The sequence below is a fragment of the Isoptericola hypogeus genome (assembly GCF_039531145.1).
In the GTDB taxonomy this organism is placed as follows: Bacteria; Actinomycetota; Actinomycetes; order Actinomycetales; family Cellulomonadaceae; genus Isoptericola; species Isoptericola hypogeus.
On sequence record NZ_BAAAPM010000003.1, the window covers coordinates 1,429,403 to 1,446,187 of the forward strand.

The window sequence follows — 16,785 nt, forward strand, 5'->3', positions numbered from 1 at the left end:
GCCCGAGTTCGAGGTCGGGGACCTCGAGCTCGAGCGCTCACCTCGTACTCGGCGAGTGGGCCGCCACCCCGTCCTTCCAGACGGCGTGCACGAGCGGGACGCCCGGGCGGTACGCGAGGTGGGCGCGCGACGGCGCGCCGAGCACGACGACGTCGGCCCGGGCGCCGGGTGCGAGGTGCCCGACGTCGTCCCGGCGCAGCGCGAGCGCCCCGCCCGCCGTCGCGGCCCACACGGCCTCGGCGACGGTCATGCTCATCTCGCGGACGGCGAGCGCCACCATGAGCGGCATCGAGCTCGTGTAGGACGAGCCGGGGTTGCAGTCGCTGGCCAGCGCGACGACGGCGCCCGCGTCGAGCAGGCGGCGGGCATCCGGGTACGGGTGCCGGGTGGAGAACTCGACGCCGGGCAGCAGGGTCGCGACGGTCCCCTGGGCTTCTCCCGCCCATGACTCCGCGAGCGCCGCCACGTCGTCGTCGGACAGGTACGTGCAGTGGTCGACGGCGGCCGCGCCGAGGTCGACGGCGAGCCGCACGCCCTCGCCCGGGCCGAGCTGGTTCGCGTGGACGCGCACGCCGAGCCCCGCGGCGGCGCCGGCCTCCAGCACGCGGCGCGACTGCTCGGGGGTGAACGCGCCCGTCTCGCAGAAGACGTCGACCCACCGGGAGTGCGGGGCGCACGCGGCGAGCATCTCGCCGCACACGAGGTCGACGTAGTCGTCGGCACGGCCGTCGAAGTCGACCGGGACGACGTGCGCGCCGAGGAACGTCACCTCGTCGGTGGCCTCGGCCGCGAGGCGCACCGCGCGTTCCTCGTCGGCCACGCTCAGCCCGTAGCCGCCCTTGACCTCGATCGTGGTGGTGCCCTGGGCGAGCGCCTCGTCGACGTGCCGGCGCAGGCGGGCCCGCAGCTCGTCGTCCGACGCCGCGCGCGTGGCGGCGACCGTGGTGCGGATGCCGCCCGCGGCGTACGAGCGGCCCGCCATGCGCGCCTCGAACTCGGCCGACCGGTCGCCCGCGAACACGAGGTGGGTGTGGGAGTCGACGAACCCGGGCACGACGGCGCGCCCCTCCACGCCGACGACCCGGTCGGGCGCCCGGCCCAGGGCCCGCTCCACGCCCTCGGCACAGTCCCGCTCGGCGCCGACCCACGCGACACGCCCGCCGTCGAGCAGCAGCGCGGCGTCGCGGACGAGGCCGGTCGGGTCGCCGACGGCGTCCACGCCGAGGTCGGCCAGCACCGCCTCGGGGGCGTTCGTCGTGAGCTCGCCGATCCCCAGGATCAGCGTGGCCGGGTGCGAACCGGGCCCTCCTGAGCCTGTCGAAGGGCCCGGGTGCTCCACCTCGCGCACGTCACGCCTCTCGCGCCGGGCCGGCAGGGTCGCTCTCGAGCATGGGCACGCGCAGCCCGCCTCGCTCGGCGGCGGCCGCCGCGTCGTCGTATCCGGCGTCCACGTGCCGCAGGACGCCGAGACCCGGGTCGTTGGACAGCACGCGCGCGAGCTTGGCCGCCGCGAGCGGCGTGCCGTCCGCGACGGACACCTGCCCGGCGTGGATGGACCGCCCCATCCCGACGCCGCCGCCGTGGTGCAGCGACACCCACGTGGCGCCGGACGACGCGGCGGTGAGCGCGTTGAGCAGCGGCCAGTCGGCGATGGCGTCGGAGCCGTCGGCCATGCCCTCGGTCTCGCGGTACGGCGAGGCGACGGAGCCGGCGTCGAGGTGGTCGCGGCCGATGACGACGGGCGCGCTCACCTCGCCGCTCGCGACGAGGTCGTTGAACGCGAGCCCGGCGCGGTCGCGCTCGCCGTGCCCGAGCCAGCAGATGCGGGCGGGCAGGCCCTGGAACGCGACGCGCTCCTGGGCGGCGCGGATCCAGCGGTGCAGGTGGTCGTCGTCGGGGAAGAGATCCAGGACCGCGCGGTCGGTGGCGGCGATGTCGCGCGGGTCGCCGGACAGCGCGGCCCAGCGGAACGGCCCCTTGCCCTGGGCGAACAGCGGCCGGATGTACGCCGGGACGAAGCCGGGGAAGTCGAAGGCGCGGTCGAAGCCGCCGCGGCGCGCCTCGTCGCGGATCGAGTTGCCGTAGTCGAAGACCTCGGCGCCGGCGTCGAGGAAGCCGACCATGCCCTCCACGTGGCGTGCCATCGACTCGCGCGCCCGGTCGGTGAACTCCTCCGGCTTGGCGGCGGCGTAGTCCGCCCAGTCCTCGACGTCGACGCCGAGCGGCAGGTACGACAGCGGGTCGTGCGCCGACGTCTGGTCCGTGACGACGTCGATCTCGACGCCGCGCCGCAGCAGCTCAGGCACCACGGACGCGCTGTTGCCGACGACGCCGACGGACAGCGCGCGCTTCTGGGTGCGGGCGGCCTCGACGCGCCGGACGGCGTCGTCGAGCGAGTCCGCGACCTCGTCGAGGTAGCGCTCGCGCACGCGCCGCTCCAGGCGCGAGCGGTCGACGTCGACCACGAGGCACACGCCGCCGTTGAGCGTCACGGCCAGCGGCTGCGCGCCGCCCATGCCGCCGCAGCCGCCGGTCAGGGTGAGGGTCCCGGCCAGGGTGCCCTCCCCGCCGATCGAGCCTGTCGAGATCTTGGCCGCCACGGCCGCGAGCGTCTCGTACGTGCCCTGGAGGATGCCCTGCGCGCCGATGTAGATCCACGACCCGGCCGTCATCTGCCCGTACATCGTGAGGCCCTGCGCCTCGAGCCGGCGGAACTCGGGCCACGTCGCCCAGTCCCCCACGAGGTTCGAGTTGGCGATCAGCACCCGCGGGGCCCACTCGTGCGTGCGCAGCACCCCCACCGGCTTGCCGGACTGCACCAGCAGCGTCTCGTCCTCGGCGAGCGTCTCCAGGGTGCGGACGATCGCGTGGTAGCTGGGCCAGTCGCGGGCGGCGCGGCCCGTGCCGCCGTAGACGACCAGGTCGTCGGGGCGCTCCGCCACCTCCGGGTCGAGGTTGTTCATGAGCATCCGCAGCGGGGCCTCGGTCTGCCAGCTGCGGGCGGTGAGCGTGGTGCCGCGCGGGGCGCGGACGGGGACGGGGGTGCCGAGGTCGTGGGACATCTGCGTCTCCTTCAGCGGGGTCAGGTCGGTGTCAGCGAAGAGGGCCGACGGCGGCGGCCGCCGCGGCGACGACGTCGCCGCCCGCGACGAGCCGGGTCACGGCGTCGATCTCGGGGGCGAGGAACCGGTCCGGGCCGGGGCCGGCGACTGCCGTGCGCAGCAGGTCGTGCACGGCGCCGGTGCCCGCGGCCGGCGCGAGGCGGTCGGGGCGGCCCGCGCCGGGCGCGCAGCGCAGGTCGAGCGCGCGGGCAGCGGTCAGGAGCTCGACGGCGAGCACGCGGCCGAGGCCGTCGACGGCGCGGCGCAGCTTGCGGGCACCGGACCAGCCCATGGAGACGTGGTCCTCCTGCATGGCCGACGACGGGATGGAGTCGACGCTCGCCGGAGCGGCGAGCCGCTTGAGCTCGCTCACGATCCCCGCCGCCGTGTACTGGGCGATCATCAGGCCGGAGTCGACGCCCGGGTCGTCGGCGAGGAACGCCGGCAGGCCCTCGTTGCGCGCGACGTCCAGGAACCGGTCGGTGCGGCGCTCGCTCATGCTCGCGACGTCGGCGACGGCGATCGCGAGGAAGTCCAGGACGTAGGCGACCGGCGCCCCGTGGAAGTTGCCGTTGGACTCGACGCGGCCGTCGACGGTGACGACGGGGTTGTCGATGGCCGACGCCAGCTCGCGGCCCGCGACCGTCGCCGCGTGGTCGAGCGTGTCCCGCGCCGCGCCGTGCACCTGCGGCGCGCAGCGCAGGGAGTACGCGTCCTGGACGCGCGTGCACTCGGGGCGCCCGTCGGCGTCGTAGGTCCGGTGGCTCGCGACGACCGGCGAGCCCGCGAGCAGCGCCCGCAGGTTGGCGGCCGACGCCGCCTGGCCGGGGTGCGGGCGCAGGCCCACGAGGTCCTCGGCGAACGGCGCGTCCGAGCCGAGCAGCGCCTCCACGCTGGAGGCGGCGGCGACGTCGGCGGTGCGGAGCAGGGCGGTCAGGTCGTGCAGGGCCAGGCACAGCATGCCGAGCATGCCGTCCGTGCCGTTGATGAGGGCGAGGCCCTCCTTCTCCGCGAGGGCAAGCGGCGCGATGCCGGCCGCGGCGAGCGCCTCGTCCGCGTCCCGGATCTCGCCGTCGGCGTCGCGCACGGGGCCCTCGCCCAGCGCGGCGAGCGCGACGTGTGCGAGCGGCGCGAGGTCGCCCGAGCAGCCGAGCGAGCCGAACTCATGCACGACGGGCGTGACCTGCGCGTTCAGCATCGCGGCGTAGGTCTCCGCGACGACCGGGCGGGCGCCCGTACGGCCGGTGGCGAGGGTGGCGAGGCGCAGGAGCTGGAGGGCACGGACCACCTCGCGCTCCACCTCCGGGCCGGTGCCCGCGGCGTGCGAGCGCACGAGGCTGAGCTGCAGCTGCGCCCGCTTCTCGGTGGGGATGTGCCGGCGCGCCAGGGCGCCGAAGCCCGTGGAGACGCCATAGTGCGGGCGGGCGTCGCCGGCCAGGTCCTCGACGACCGTGCGGCTCGCGGCCATCGACGACAGCGCGCGGTCGGTGAGGCGGACCCGCGCGCCGTGCCGGGCGACCGCCACGACGTCGTCGACGGTCAGGGGGTCTCCCGTGACCTCGACGACGACGTCGGTCAGCGGTGCGGCCGGGTGGGCCGCCGTCGTACCGGGGTGGTGACCGGCGAGGTGCTGCAGCGATGCGGACATGCCGCCAGCACACACCGTCGTCGGTCCGCTGGACACGGGTTCGCCGGAGGTTCAGTCTGGGATCCCAGACAGTCGGCTTCCGAGGCGTTCCCCCTCCGCCGAGGTGGCTCGGAGGGAGAAGATGGCGGACGTGCCGGCGGCGCGCAGCACGCTGCGGGTGTTGGCGTACCTGGCGGCGCAGCCAGGGCCGTCGCCGGCGGCCGCGGTCGCGCAGCACCTCGGCCTGCCGCGCTCGACCGTCTACCACCTGTTGTCCGTGCTGGTCGACGAGGGGTTCGTGACGCACCTGCCCGAGGAGCACCGGTACGGGCTGGGGACCGCGTCGCTGTCGCTCGGCTCGGCGTACGCGCGGCAGGCGCCGCTGGCGCGGCTGGCCCGGCCCGTCGTCGCGCGGCTGGTCGAGACGACGGGAGAGAGCGCGCACCTCGCGGTCCTCCACGGCCGTGAGGTGCTGTACCTGGTGGAGCAGCGCGCCCCGCACCGTCCGTCGCTCGTCACCGACGTCGACGTGCGCCTGCCCAGCCACCTCACCGCGAGCGGCCGCGCCGTGCTCGCCCGCCTGCCCGCCGCGCAGGTGCGGGCGCTGTTCCCCAGCTCGGCGGTGCTCGCCTCCCGGACCGACGTCGGACCACGATCCCTCCGGGAGCTGCGCGACGTGCTGCGCGAGACCCGGCACCGCGGCTACTCGACCGAGGACGGCGAGGTCACGACCGGCCTCGCGTCGGTCGCGCACGCCGCCGTCGACCACACCGGCTACCCGGTCGCCGGCGTCGCGCTGACCTTCTGGTCGGACGACGTCGACGACGCCCGCCGCGCCGGGCTCGCCGAGGCGGCCGGCCGGGCGGCCGCGGAGATCAGCCGCCGCCTCGGCGCCCGCTGACCCCTGATCCACCGGGTCAACATCAGGCAGCACGCCGGTGGCGATGCGGTCGTGCGTGCTTCTTGCGGATTCGATCCTTGCGGATCAGGAAGTCTGCCGGGTGGGCATGATGGCGATCTCCTGAAGGTTGACGCGGCGCGGCAGGTTCACCGTGAACGCGACGACCTCGGCGACGTCCTGCGAGGTCAGCCACTCGAGCGTGTCCTTGGATCCCTCCAGCCAGTCGGTCGCTCCCTGGTCGGTGACGTGACCCTGAAGCTCCGTGCCGACGATACCGGGCTCGATCGCGGAGACGCGGACGTCCTTCGGGCCGAGCTCGGTACGCAGGTGGTTGGAGAGGTGGATCACGTAGGCCTTGGACGCCGAGTACACGGCGAAGGTGGGGAACAGGTTCTTTCCCGCGATCGAGGCGGTGTTGATCAGGTCGGCGACGCCGGCGTTCCGAGCCGAGGCGACGAGCTGGCTCAGGAACGCACCGATGACGGTGTTCAGCGCCGAGATGTTGAGGTCGACCTGGTGGGACCACTGGTCCTCGCGCAGCTCCTCGATCGGAGCGGGAAGCATGATCCCGGCGTTGTTGAACAGGATGCTCACCGTGCCGAGCTCGTCCTCGATGCTCTGTGCGAGGCCCTTCACGGCCGCAGCATCGGTGACGTCGACCGGAAAGGCGACGGCCCTCCCGCCTGCGGCGGTGATCTCGTCGACGATCGAGGCGAGCCTGTCGGCCCGTCGGGCCAGGAGAGCGACCTTGGCGCCCTTCGCCGCGAGCGTGCGGGCGGTGGCTTCGCCGATGCCGCTGGACGCACCGGTGATCACGGCGACACGGCCGTCGAGGAGGGCGGCAGTAGTCATGGGGGCTCCTTCAGCAGGTGTTCGGAGGGTCGTGCTCGGTGACGACCTCCGAGAGTCAAACGCCGTTCCAGCGGGAAAAGACGGCCGAAACCTGCCCAGCCCTCCCTAGGACAAACAGAGCCACCCTCGATCTGAAGGCCCGGCACATACTGGGGCGATGGACGACAACGGGACTCTCGCCAGCTTCCTGCGGGCGGCTCGTGGGCGAGTCACCCCGGCAGACATCGGACTGACCACCGCGAGCTTCAGCGTCCGGCGGGTCCCAGGACTACGGCGTGACGAGGTCGCCGCTCTGGCGGGTGTGAGCGTGGACTACTACACGCGCATGGAGCAGGGCCGGGTGGCGCGCGCGTCCGACGCGGTCATCAACGCTCTGAGCAGCTCCCTGCGGCTGACGGAGACCGAGCGGGTCTATCTGTTCACGCTGTTGTCGGCGTCGACCGGGGGCCGCGTCCAGGCCGACAAGCGCAGCACGAGGGTTCGGTCCTCGCTGCGGCAGATGCTCGACCAGATGGACAACGCTGCCGCGTTCGTGCTCGGCGTCGGCATGGACGTGCTGGCGATGAACGACCTCGCCAAAGCGTTCCTGCACGACTTCACGAAGGAGAAGGGGCTCAACCGCAGCCTCGCCCGATGGACCTTCCTCAACCCGGCCGCGCGCGAGTTCTACGTCGACTGGGAACTCGTGGCCGCGGACGTCGCAGCGATCTTGCGCCGTGACTCCAGCAGCCACCCGAACGACCGCGAGCTGAACGAGCTCATCGGCGAACTGACCGTCAAGAGTGACGAGTTCCGCACGTGGTGGCCCCGGCACAAGGTCTACGAGTGCAGCTTCGGCAGGAAGAAGACCATGCACCCGGTCGTCGGCCGAGTGGACATCAACTACGAAACCTTCCCGGTGCCCGGCGAGCCGGACCAGCAACTGTTCGTCTATACCGCTGCCACCGGCTCCCCTTCAGAAGACGCGCTCCGGATCCTCAGCAGCTGGGAGAAACCAGACCCGGCACCGTCGACCACCCGCGCCCAAGGGCTCCGCGACGGCAACTGATCCCCACCACCGACTGCTCGCTTCGCCTCGACCCGCTCAGGTCCCCGCCGATCGTGCGGCCGGGCGACGCGCTGCTGGACATCAGGCCAGCCACTCCCGCGCCGCGGCGACGAGCGTCGCGACGCCGAGGTCGAGGGTCGGCTCGGGCACGGGCGCGAAGAACGGCGAGTGGTTGGGCGCGACGCCGTCGGGCAGGCCGCCCATGCCCGTGGCCGCTGCGGGGTCGAAGCCCTCGAACAGGGCGGCGTCGAACCCGCCGAGGAACCAGTAGACGAGCGGGGCGCCGGCGGCGGTGGCGAGGTCGCCGACGTCCTCCGAACCCGGCAGCGGGGGCAGGCTCACGAGGAGCGGCCGGCCGCCGGCCGCCTCCACGCGGGGCCGCTCGTCGGCGAGCGCTCGCTCGAGCGCCGCCCGGGTGCGCGCGGACGCCGCCGCGTCGTTGGTCGTGAGGTTGAACGCCGCGACCGACGCGTACTCCGGCGGCTTCGGCGCCCCGGACGCCGCGGCCTCGGCGTCGACGATGCGCCGGATGGCGGCGAGCACCCGCTCGCGGACCCCGGCGTCGAACGTGCGGACGTTGACCAGCAGCTCGGCGCGGTCGGGGATGACGTTCGCCTGCGTCCCGGCCTGCACGGACCCGACGGTGACGACGGCGGACTCGGTCGCGCCCACCTCGCGCGACACGATGCCCTGCAGCCGCAGCACCGCGGCCGCGGCCATCACCACCGGGTCGACCGTCGCCTCCGGGCTCGAGCCGTGACCGCCCGACCCGTGCAGCGTGATGCGCATCGAGTCGGCCGCGGCCATCGCCGTGCCCGACGTCAGGCTCACCACGCCGACCGGCAGCGGCATCACGTGCTGCCCCAGCACGACGTCGGGCACCACGCCGATCCGGTCGTACAGGCCGTCGGCGACCATCCGCCGCGCGCCCTCGCCGACCTCCTCGGCGGGCTGGAAGAGGACCACGAGCGTGCCCGCCCACTCGCCGCGCCGCTCGGCGAGCGCGGCCGCCGCGCCGAGCAGGCAGGTGACGTGCACGTCGTGCCCGCAGGCGTGCATCGTGCCCGACTCGCGGCCCTCGGGGGTCGTCGCCGTGCCCGTGGACGCGTACGGAAGGCCGGTGCGCTCGGTGACGGGCAGCCCGTCCATGTCGGCGCGCAGCAGCACGCGCGGGCCGGCGCCGTTCGTGAGCACCCCGACGACACCGGTGCCGCCGATGCCCTCGTGCACGTCGTAGCCCCAGGCGTGCAGGCGCTCGGCCACGATCCCGGCCGTGCGGTGCTCGGCGAACCCGAGCTCCGGGTGGGCGTGCAGGTCGGTGTAGATCGCGGTCAGCTCGGCGGTGGTCGGCGTGGTGACGGTCATCCAGGCATCCTCGCCCCGGGATTGCCCCTGCGCGAGAAGGACACCCCGCCTTGTGTGTGCAAGATCTCCACGTCATCTGTGGTTTCCGGCCCAGGGAAACCGCGTCGGGCAGGGCAGAATCGGGCCCATGACGTCAGCGACGACTTCGACCAAGGGCAAGACGACGACCCGTCTGGCTGCGGCGAGCCTTCTCGCCCTGGCCATGATGCTGGGCGCCTGTTCCGCCCCCGCCGAGGTCGAACAGTTCATCGCCGACGCGCAGAGCCAGGCCGAGGCCATCGATGGCGACCTGCAGGAGCTGGAGAAGCAGGTGACCGCCGTCCCCGACGCCCTCCGTGGCGACGTGACCGACGCCGTGGCCTCCGCCCAGGCCGCGACCGACGAGGCCCGCGCGGCGCTCGAGCAGGCGAAGGACTCCGAGGACGGCGCGGTCGTCGCGCTCGAGGACGCGCAGGTGGCGCTCGAGGCCGCCTCCGCCGAGGTCAAGCACGTGACCGAGCAGGCCCGCGAGAGCGGTGCCGGCACGGTGGCCGACCTCCTCGCCGGGCTCCAGGAGCAGATCGACGCCCTGCGCGGGGAGACGGAGAACGCGGCCGCCTGAGCCGGCCCGACCAGCCGGCCCAGCCCGGCTGGCCCGATCGACCGGGCCGGCCCCGCCGGCCCGGTCAGGGGAGCCGGAAGGGCAGGTCGACCCCGTCCAGCACCCGGCGGCACGGGCACGCGTCGTCGTCCGGCAGCCCGGCCACGACGTCGTGCAGCACCTCGGTGAGCGCGACGACGTTGCTCGCGAACGCCTCGAGCACGGCGGCGTGGGTCACGGACGACCCGACGTCCACCCCCGCGTCCGCGTCCGTGACGAGCGCGAGGGTCGTGTAGCAGAGCGCGAGCTCGCGGGCGATCGCGGCCTCGGGCATCCCCGTCATCCCGACGACGCTCCCGCCCTCGGCCGCGTTGCGCCGCGACTCCGCGCGGCTGGAGAACCGCGGCCCCTGGATCACGACCATCGTGCCGCCGTCCACGGCAGACAGCGTCCCGGACCGCGCGGCGCGGACGGCCACGGCCCGCCCCCGCGGGCAGTACGGGTCGGCGAAGGGGACGTGCACCACCGTGCCGACGTCGTCGTAGACGGTGTGCTCGCGTCCCCACGTGCGGTCGACGACCTGGTCCGGCACGACGACCGTTCCCGCCGTGAGCTCGGGGCGCAGCCCGCCCACCGCCGAGGCCGCCACGACCTGCCGGACGCCGAGCGCCCGCAGCGCCCACAGGTTCGCGCGGTAGTTCACGCGGTGCGGCGGGTACCGGTGGTCGGCGCCGTGCCGGGGCAGGAAGACGACGGGGCGCCCGGCGAACGTGCCGCGGCTCGGAGGGTCGGACGGGTCCCCGAACGGCGTCGCCACCGCGACGGGCTCCGGGGTTTCGAGCAGGCGGTAGAGGCCGGACCCGCCGAGGATCCCCACGGGTGCGGTCGTCGCGTCGGTCACGACCGCCACGCTAGACCGGCCGCGGGCGCGCCGTCCGCCGACGACGCGCCGGGAACCGGGACGTCAGCAGATCGTCATCTCCTGCGCCGCGCCTCGCCCCGCCGCGCGTGGCCCGCGTCGTCGATGCTGGGGGCATGCGCATCCTCGTCACGGGCGGGGCGGGCTTCATCGGCGCCGCCGCGACCCGCGCCCTTCTCGCCGCCGGCCACGACGTCGTCGTCCTCGACGCGCTCCGCGCCGACGTGCACGGCGACCGCCCTGCGCCCGCCCTGCCCGACGGCGTCGACCTGCTCCGCGCGGACGTGCGGGACGGCGCGGCGGTGCGCGACGCGCTCGCCGGCCGGGACGTCGTCGTGCACCTGGCGGCGAAGGTGGGGCTGGGCGTCGGGATCGACGACATCGACGACTACGTGTCCTCGAACGACCTGGGCACGGCCGTCCTGCTGCGGGCCGCCGCGGAGCGGGTCGGGGCCGGGCAGGCTCCGCACGTCGTGTACGCGAGCTCGATGGTCGTCTACGGCGAGGGCGCGTACGCCTGCGCCGACCACGGCGCGGTGCACCCGCCGCCGCGCGCCGAGACGGACCTCGCGGCCGGCGTCTTCGACCCTCGCTGCCCCGTGTGCGGGCGGGTGCTGGTGCCGGGGCTCGTGGCCGAGGACGCGCCGCTCGACCCGCGCAACGTGTACGCCGCGACGAAGGCCCACGGCGAGCGGCTGCTCGCCGCGTGGGCCCGAGCCACCGGGGCGACCGCGGCGGCGCTGCGCTTCCACAACGTGTACGGGTCGGGGATGCCGCGGAACACCCCGTACGCCGGCGTCGCGTCGATCTTCCGCTCGGAGGCCGAGCACGGGCGCGCGCCGCGCGTCTTCGAGGACGGCGGGCAGCGCCGCGACCTCGTGCACGTCGACGACGTCGCGCGGGCCGTGGTCGCCGCCGTCGAGCGGCCGCAGGCGCCGGGGCGGGCGGAACCGTTCAACGTCGGCTCCGGCACGGTGACGACGGTCGGGGAGCTCGCGCGGCGCGTCGCGGCGCTGCTCGGCGCCCCGGAGCCCGTGGTCACGGGCGAGTGGCGGGCCGGCGACGTCCGGCACGTCACCGCGTCGAGCGAGCGGGCCGGACGCGTGCTCGGGTGGCGCGCGGAGGTGGGCCTGGACGAGGGCCTCGCCGCACTGGTCGGGCGGCTCTGACGCCCACCGTCACCGCGGCCGTAAGGCGACCGTAAGGCCGGTACGGGGCATCTGCCGGCGCCTGCGGCGCCGCCGGAACCTACGCTCCAGAAGTGACCAGCGCCCCTCCCGGCGCCCCCGGCGGCGGCGACGTCGCGGGGGCCGCCACGCCGACCGTCGACGTCGTGCTCCCGTGCCTCGACGAGGCCGCGGGGCTCGCGTGGCTGCTGCCGCGCGTGCCCCACGGCATGCGGGCGATCGTCGTCGACAACGGCTCCACCGACGGTTCCGCGGACGTGGCGCGTGCGCACGGGGCGCGCGTCGTCGTGGCCCCGGCGCGCGGGTTCGGCGCGGCGTGCGACGCCGGCATGCGGGCCGCGAGCGCCGAGGTCGTCGCCTTCTGCGACGCGGACGCCAGCCTCGACCCGGCGGACCTGCCCCGGGTCGTCGCGCCGGTCGCCGCCGGGGGCGCGGACCTCGTCCTCGGGCGCCGGGTCCCGGCGCCGGGGGCGTGGCCGTGGCACCTGCGGCTCGCCAACCGGGAGCTGGCGCGGCGCGCGCGCCGCCGCACCGGCGTCGCCGTCCACGACCTGGGGCCCATGCGCGCCGCGCGACGCGACGCGCTGCTGTCGCTGCGGCTCGCGGACCGCCGCTCCGGATACCCGCTCGAGATGCTCGTGGCCGCGGCCGACGCGGGGTGGCGCGTCGAGGAGGTCGACGTGCCGTACGGCCCCCGGCTCGGCCGGTCCAAGGTGACCGGCACCCCGCTCGGGGCGTGGCGCGCGGTGCGGGACATGTCGCGGGTGCTGGCGTCGTGACGGCGCCGGACCCGCTCGACCCGCCGCGCACCGTCGTCGTGCTCGCCAAGGCGCCCGCGCCCGGGCGGGTCAAGACCCGGCTCACGCCCCGGCTCAGCCCCACGGCGGCGGCCGACGTGGCGGCCGCCGCGCTCGGCGACACCCTGGACGCCGTCGCGACCCTGCCGTGCCGGCGCGTGCTGGTGCTCGACGGCGACCCGGGCGGGTGGGTACCGGCGGGCTTCGACGTGCTCCCGCAACGGACCGGCGGGCTCGACCGCAGGCTCGCCGGGGCGTTCGAGGACGTCTTCGGGCGGTACCCCGGCCCGGTCCTGCTCGTCGGCATGGACACCCCGCAGCTCGGCCCCGAGCTGGCCGCCGTCGACCTGTTCGGGCACGACGCCGTCCTCGGCCTCGCCGAGGACGGCGGCTTCTGGGCCGTCGGCCTCCGCGCGCCCGACCCTGACCTGTTCCTCGGCGTCCCGATGTCCGAGGCGACGACGGGCGCCCAGCAGCTCGCCCGGTTGCTCGACCGAGGCCTCGACGTCGGGATGCTGCCCACGCTGCGCGACGTCGACGGCCCGGACGACGCGGAGGCGGTCGCGCGGCAGGCGCCCGCGAGCCGGTTCGCGCTGCGCTGGCGTGCGCTGGCGTCGTCCCGCGGTGCGGGTCGCCCCGCGGCGGGGTCGCGCCCATGACGACGACGTCCGCGCGCGAGCTCAGCCCCGTCGTGCTCTACGAGGCGGCGCTCGGCGGCCTGCCGGTGGTCGCGGTGGAGGGCGGCGGCGACCGCCCGCTCGACGTCGGCACGTGGGCGGCGCCCGCGACCCCGTCGGACGACGTCCTCCTCGACCGCTGCGAAGGGCCGGTCCTCGACGTCGGCTGCGGGCCGGGCCGGCTGGCCGCCGAGCTCGCCCGCCGCGGCGTGGACTGCCTCGGCATCGACGTCTCGCGCGACGCCGTGCGCCGGGCCCGCGACCGAGGTGCCGTCGCGCTGCGGCGCGCGGTCGAGGCGGCGCTGCCCGACGAGGGCAGATGGCGCACCGTGCTGCTCGCCGACGGCAACATCGGGATCGGGGGCGACCCCGTCGCACTGCTGCGCCGGTGCGGGGAGCTCGTCCGGCCCGACGGGCAGGTGCTCGTCGAGACCGATCCCGACCCGGACGCGTACGACACGTCGCCCGTGGTCCTGCGGGCCGCGGACGGCCGGCTGAGCCGCCCCGTCCCGTGGGCCCGGCTCGGCACGCGACCCCTGCGCGGCCTCGCGGCGGCGGCCGGGCTCAGCGCGGCGGCCCAGTGGTCCGCCGGCGGGCGGACCGTCGTCGCGCTCCGCCGGGCTCCCGCCCCGCGCTGAGGAACGCCCCCACGACCACGCCCACCCCGATCACGAGCACCGCGGTGGCGATCGCCGGGAGGGGGTCGTGCGGCAGCACGGACCAGTGGCGTCGTCCCGCGGCCCCGGCGAGCACGGCGACGGAGAGCAGCGCGAGCGCCCCCGCGGCCAGCAGGCCGCCGCGCAACGGCGCGCGCCACGTCGGCGGCACGCGGGGCAGCACGAGAGCGCCGGTCACGACGGCGAGCGGGGCGAGCACGGCGTCGTGCACGACGACGCCGCCCGCGAGCCAGAGCAGCGCGGACGTCCACTGGCCCTGCGGGACGGTCGACCACGCCGTCCACGCGCCGAACGCCAGGAGCGCGCCGCCGGCCACGACCAGGACCCGGCGCCAGCGACGCACGGCGGGCGACGGCCCTCGCGACGGCGACGGCGCGGGCCCGCTCATGCCGCCCTCGCCGGCTCGACCGTCATCCGGGTCACCCACTTGGTCTGCAGCACACCTGGACGGTTCGGCGCGACGACGCGCGCCGGGTAGCCGTGGTCGAGGTCGAGGTCCTCCCCCGCGAGCCGGAGCGCGAGGAGCGTGTCGTCCGCGGCGACGTACGCGGCGGGCAGGAGCGACTCGCGGTACGACCCGCCCGCCTGCAGGCTCTCGACGCGCACGTCGTCCGCGCCGGTGCCGCCGACCAGCCGGGCCAGGTCGCGCACCCGCACGCCGTCCCAGGTCGCGGTCGCGCTCCAGCCCTCGACGCACGCGATGGGCACGACGGCGGTCGCGAGACCCAACGCGAGCAGGTCCTGCCGCGCCAGCCGCCGCGTGCCACCGGGCCCGACCAGCTCGAGCCGCCAGCCCGGGTCGGTCGCTGCCTGCTCCACCCCGGCCGCGTGCGCCGTCTTGTTCACGGGCAGGCCCTGCGGTCCGACGCCCGGGTCGCGCGGCGCGAGCACGGCGAGCGGCGCGAGCGGACGGACGGTCTGCCCGACGGTGAGCGCCACGACCCCGAGCGTCGTGGCGGCGACGGCGGCGAGGAACCCGCGGCGCGTCGACGCGCCGTCGTCGCCGGCGGGGATCGACGCGCCGTCGCCGGCAGGCCACGGGGCGGCACTCGCCGCCACGCGCGGCGGCTCGCCGCGCTCCTCGCGCCGCAGGTCGTCCACGGACGAACGCAGGGCGCCTGCGATCGTCGGCAGCTTCACCCCGACGTGCACGAGCACCGACCCCGCCACCACCCACGCGGCGGCGTAGTGCACGGCGACGAAGCTGAACCGCCACGGGTACACCTGGAACGCGTTGAGCACGCCGGTGACCACCTGGAACGTGGTCGCCGCGACGAGCACCGCCACGGACGCGCGCTCGACGGCGTGCCGCCACCCTCGCAGCGCGGGCCGCTCGAAGAGGCGCGGGTACGCGGCGTAGAGCTTGGCCAGCAGCAGCGGCACGCACGCGAACCCGACCGTGACGTGCACGCCCTGCGTGAGGCGGTACGCCCACGACGGCGCCGGGCCGAACGCCCACCACGAGACCGGGTCCTGGTGCAGGTGGGAGACGAGCCCGGTCGTGAACAGGACGAGGACGGCGCCGCCGAGCAGCGCCCCCACGCGGGCGACGACGCGCGGGTCGTGCACCGGCGACCGGAAGTCGGCGGTCCGCGGGACGGTCATGGATCGACCGTAGGGTCGGCGGGGCCTTGCCGACCCTCACGGTCTCCTTACGGCGTCCCGCCGGTGGCGGGGCCCGGCGTCACCAGGGCGAGCGCAGCACCGTCGCGAGCACCACCGTCGCGGCGGCCTGCACGACGAGCCACGCGCGCCACGCCCCGACCCGGCCCGGGTCGCCGACGACCGCCGCCGCGGCCGGCACGACCCAGCACGCGAGCGGCAGCCAGATCCGCTCGACCTCCCCCCGCTCGAACCCGCCGACGGCGCCGAGCACCGCGGACGCGGCAGCGACGAGCACCATCGCGCGCGTCGTGCGGTCGAGGTGCCGGGCCCGGGCGAGGCCCGCGGCGCCCGCGGGCCCGACCAGCACCGCGAGGAGCACGAGGTCGACGGCGAGGAAGTACAGGTAGGGCCGCCCCGTGCCGGACCCGGCGCTCCACTGCTCGTGCGTCGCCGCCACCCCGTCCCCGAGCCAGAGGCCCCCCGCCGCGGCCGCCGCGACCACCGCCAGGACGACGACGCCTGCGACGAGCGTCGGCGTCCACCGGCGCGTCGCCCACGGCACGACGAGCGCCACGACGCCCATGTGCAGCAGGCCGTAGGAGAGGAACGGGCACGCCCCGAGCAGCAGGCCCGCGCCCAGCGCGGCGGCCAGGCGCACGCCGGGACGCGGCGTCGTGGACGCCACGGCGAGCGCGGCGACCCCCCACGCGAGCACGGCGGCGAAGAACGCGTCGGCCGACGTCGCGACCCACAGGGCGGCCGGGGCGAGCACGACCGCCGGGAGCGCCCGCCGTGCCGTCTCCTCCCCGGGCCGCCCGCCCAGGCGGCGCAGCGTGACCGCCACCGCGACGACGGCGCTCGCGCCGGCGACGACGGCGAGCGCCGCGGCCCAGCCCGGCCCGCCGAGCCCCAGCCTGTCCAGGCCCGCGAGCACGAGCACGAAGCCCGGAGGATGGCCCCGCACGTGGATGGGGTACTCCGCGAGGCGCTCGACGAACGTGGCGAGGAAGCCCGCCGGGTCGGCGGCGGCGGCCGGGACGACGGGCAGGTACTCGTGCGGGCCGCGCACCGGGTCGACGAGGTCGCCCCACGACGTCGCGGCCCCGAGGGCGACGGCGAACGCCAGCGCGGTGGCCCCCGCGACCGCCAGGAGCGCCGGCCAGCGCAGCGCGTGCGCGAGGCGCGGTCCGAGCGCCACGACGACCGCGGCCAGCGCCACGGCCGCGAGGGTCCCGACGCCGGCCCGGACGTCCCAGTACCCGACGAACGGCTCCGCGCCCGTGAGCAGCACAACCCCCGCGTCGTCGCGCAGCGCCGCCGCCCACAGCGCGAGGAGCGCGACGGCCGCGACGAGGGCCACCAGCGCGGCAGCCGGAAGGATCCAGACGGGACGTCGGCCTGCGGGCGACGGGCGGGGCGACGGTTCGGGCGATGGTCGCGGCACGACAC

16 protein-coding genes are annotated in these 16,785 nt (G+C 76.1%); 7 read left to right on the plus strand and 9 right to left on the minus strand.

Translation table 11 applies throughout. The features are described from left to right. Positions 1–37 precede the first annotated feature (37 nt). From hutI to hutH, 3 genes are read right to left on the minus strand one after another with little or no spacing between them, the layout of a single operon-like run. On the minus strand, positions 38–1,339 hold the full coding sequence (gene hutI, locus ABD254_RS08715) for an imidazolonepropionase (protein WP_425553733.1): 1,302 nt from the start codon (positions 1,337–1,339) through the stop codon (positions 38–40). A 10-nt stretch (positions 1,340–1,349) separates the two neighbouring features. Then, entirely contained in the window at positions 1,350–3,062 is a 1,713-nt protein-coding gene (gene hutU / locus ABD254_RS08720; RefSeq protein ID WP_344247614.1) for a urocanate hydratase, read from the minus strand. A 31-nt stretch (positions 3,063–3,093) separates the two neighbouring features. Beyond that, positions 3,094–4,749 (minus strand): histidine ammonia-lyase, encoded by a 1,656-nt coding sequence (gene hutH / locus ABD254_RS08725; protein WP_344247616.1) that lies wholly within the window; start codon positions 4,747–4,749, stop codon positions 3,094–3,096. 121 nt (positions 4,750–4,870) lie between these two features. Between hutH and ABD254_RS08730 the strand changes: the two genes are divergently transcribed. Then, complete coding sequence (locus ABD254_RS08730) at positions 4,871–5,629, plus strand: IclR family transcriptional regulator (protein WP_344247618.1); 759 nt, start codon at positions 4,871–4,873, stop codon at positions 5,627–5,629. A gap of 84 nt (positions 5,630–5,713) precedes the next feature. On the opposite strand, the gene ABD254_RS08735 is transcribed toward ABD254_RS08730, so the two are convergent. Next, entirely contained in the window at positions 5,714–6,481 is a 768-nt protein-coding gene (locus tag ABD254_RS08735; RefSeq protein WP_344247620.1) for an SDR family oxidoreductase, read from the minus strand. A 157-nt stretch (positions 6,482–6,638) separates the two neighbouring features. Here ABD254_RS08735 and ABD254_RS08740 point away from each other — a divergent pair, with 157 nt between their 5' ends. Further along, entirely contained in the window at positions 6,639–7,529 is an 891-nt protein-coding gene (locus ABD254_RS08740; RefSeq protein WP_344247622.1) for a helix-turn-helix transcriptional regulator, read from the plus strand. Between the two features lie 81 nt (positions 7,530–7,610). Here ABD254_RS08740 and ABD254_RS08745 read toward each other — a convergent pair whose 3' ends face one another. Continuing rightward, positions 7,611–8,894: an amidohydrolase gene (locus ABD254_RS08745; RefSeq protein WP_344247625.1), complete on the minus strand. Its 1,284-nt coding sequence runs from the start codon at positions 8,892–8,894 to the stop codon at positions 7,611–7,613. 127 nt (positions 8,895–9,021) lie between these two features. Here ABD254_RS08745 and ABD254_RS08750 point away from each other — a divergent pair, with 127 nt between their 5' ends. Continuing rightward, the gene (locus ABD254_RS08750; protein ID WP_344247627.1) at positions 9,022–9,495 is read left to right on the plus strand and encodes a hypothetical protein; all 474 of its coding nucleotides are present in this window, start codon (positions 9,022–9,024) and stop codon (positions 9,493–9,495) included. Positions 9,496–9,559: 64 nt separating this feature from the next. Here ABD254_RS08750 and ABD254_RS08755 read toward each other — a convergent pair whose 3' ends face one another. Then, positions 9,560–10,375: an S-methyl-5'-thioadenosine phosphorylase gene (locus ABD254_RS08755; RefSeq protein ID WP_344247629.1), complete on the minus strand. Its 816-nt coding sequence runs from the start codon at positions 10,373–10,375 to the stop codon at positions 9,560–9,562. Between the two features lie 134 nt (positions 10,376–10,509). Here ABD254_RS08755 and ABD254_RS08760 point away from each other — a divergent pair, with 134 nt between their 5' ends. The 4 genes from ABD254_RS08760 (at position 10,510) to ABD254_RS08775 (ending at position 13,692) form a co-directional block, all read left to right on the plus strand. After that, positions 10,510–11,562, plus strand: coding sequence for an NAD-dependent epimerase/dehydratase family protein (locus tag ABD254_RS08760; RefSeq protein WP_344247631.1), 1,053 nt, complete (start codon positions 10,510–10,512; stop codon positions 11,560–11,562). A 92-nt stretch (positions 11,563–11,654) separates the two neighbouring features. Beyond that, entirely contained in the window at positions 11,655–12,359 is a 705-nt protein-coding gene (locus tag ABD254_RS08765) for a glycosyltransferase family 2 protein (RefSeq protein WP_344247633.1), read from the plus strand. After that, a complete protein-coding gene (locus tag ABD254_RS08770) occupies positions 12,356–13,036 on the plus strand; it encodes a TIGR04282 family arsenosugar biosynthesis glycosyltransferase (RefSeq protein ID WP_344247635.1) in 681 nt (226 codons plus the stop codon). The genes ABD254_RS08765 and ABD254_RS08770 overlap by 4 nt, the downstream gene beginning before the upstream one ends. Then, positions 13,033–13,692, plus strand: a complete 660-nt coding sequence (locus ABD254_RS08775; protein WP_344247637.1) for a class I SAM-dependent methyltransferase — start codon at positions 13,033–13,035, stop codon at positions 13,690–13,692. The genes ABD254_RS08770 and ABD254_RS08775 overlap by 4 nt, the downstream gene beginning before the upstream one ends. On the opposite strand, the gene ABD254_RS08780 is transcribed toward ABD254_RS08775, so the two are convergent. The 3 genes from ABD254_RS08780 to ABD254_RS08790 form a co-directional block, all read right to left on the minus strand. Further along, a complete protein-coding gene (locus tag ABD254_RS08780; protein ID WP_344247639.1) occupies positions 13,619–14,119 on the minus strand; it encodes a hypothetical protein in 501 nt (166 codons plus the stop codon). The genes ABD254_RS08775 and ABD254_RS08780 overlap by 74 nt on opposite strands. Further along, the gene (locus tag ABD254_RS08785; protein WP_344247641.1) at positions 14,116–15,336 is read right to left on the minus strand and encodes a molybdopterin-dependent oxidoreductase; all 1,221 of its coding nucleotides are present in this window, start codon (positions 15,334–15,336) and stop codon (positions 14,116–14,118) included. The genes ABD254_RS08780 and ABD254_RS08785 overlap by 4 nt, the downstream gene beginning before the upstream one ends. Before the next feature lie 79 nt (positions 15,337–15,415). After that, the gene (locus ABD254_RS08790; RefSeq protein ID WP_344247643.1) at positions 15,416–16,780 is read right to left on the minus strand and encodes a hypothetical protein; all 1,365 of its coding nucleotides are present in this window, start codon (positions 16,778–16,780) and stop codon (positions 15,416–15,418) included. Positions 16,781–16,785 lie beyond the last annotated feature (5 nt).

Coding starts and splice junctions, on each gene's coding strand:
- hutU (WP_344247614.1), bottom strand. CDS start 3,062: ATGTCCCACGACCTCGGCACCCCCGTCCCCGTCCGCGCCCCGCGCGGC.
- hutH (WP_344247616.1), bottom strand. CDS start 4,749: ATGTCCGCATCGCTGCAGCACCTCGCCGGTCACCACCCCGGTACGACG.
- ABD254_RS08730 (WP_344247618.1), top strand. CDS start 4,871: ATGGCGGACGTGCCGGCGGCGCGCAGCACGCTGCGGGTGTTGGCGTAC.
- ABD254_RS08735 (WP_344247620.1), bottom strand. CDS start 6,481: ATGACTACTGCCGCCCTCCTCGACGGCCGTGTCGCCGTGATCACCGGT.
- ABD254_RS08740 (WP_344247622.1), top strand. CDS start 6,639: ATGGACGACAACGGGACTCTCGCCAGCTTCCTGCGGGCGGCTCGTGGG.
- ABD254_RS08745 (WP_344247625.1), bottom strand. CDS start 8,894: ATGACCGTCACCACGCCGACCACCGCCGAGCTGACCGCGATCTACACC.
- ABD254_RS08750 (WP_344247627.1), top strand. CDS start 9,022: ATGACGTCAGCGACGACTTCGACCAAGGGCAAGACGACGACCCGTCTG.
- ABD254_RS08760 (WP_344247631.1), top strand. CDS start 10,510: ATGCGCATCCTCGTCACGGGCGGGGCGGGCTTCATCGGCGCCGCCGCG.
- ABD254_RS08775 (WP_344247637.1), top strand. CDS start 13,033: ATGACGACGACGTCCGCGCGCGAGCTCAGCCCCGTCGTGCTCTACGAG.
- ABD254_RS08780 (WP_344247639.1), bottom strand. CDS start 14,119: ATGAGCGGGCCCGCGCCGTCGCCGTCGCGAGGGCCGTCGCCCGCCGTG.
- ABD254_RS08785 (WP_344247641.1), bottom strand. CDS start 15,336: ATGACCGTCCCGCGGACCGCCGACTTCCGGTCGCCGGTGCACGACCCG.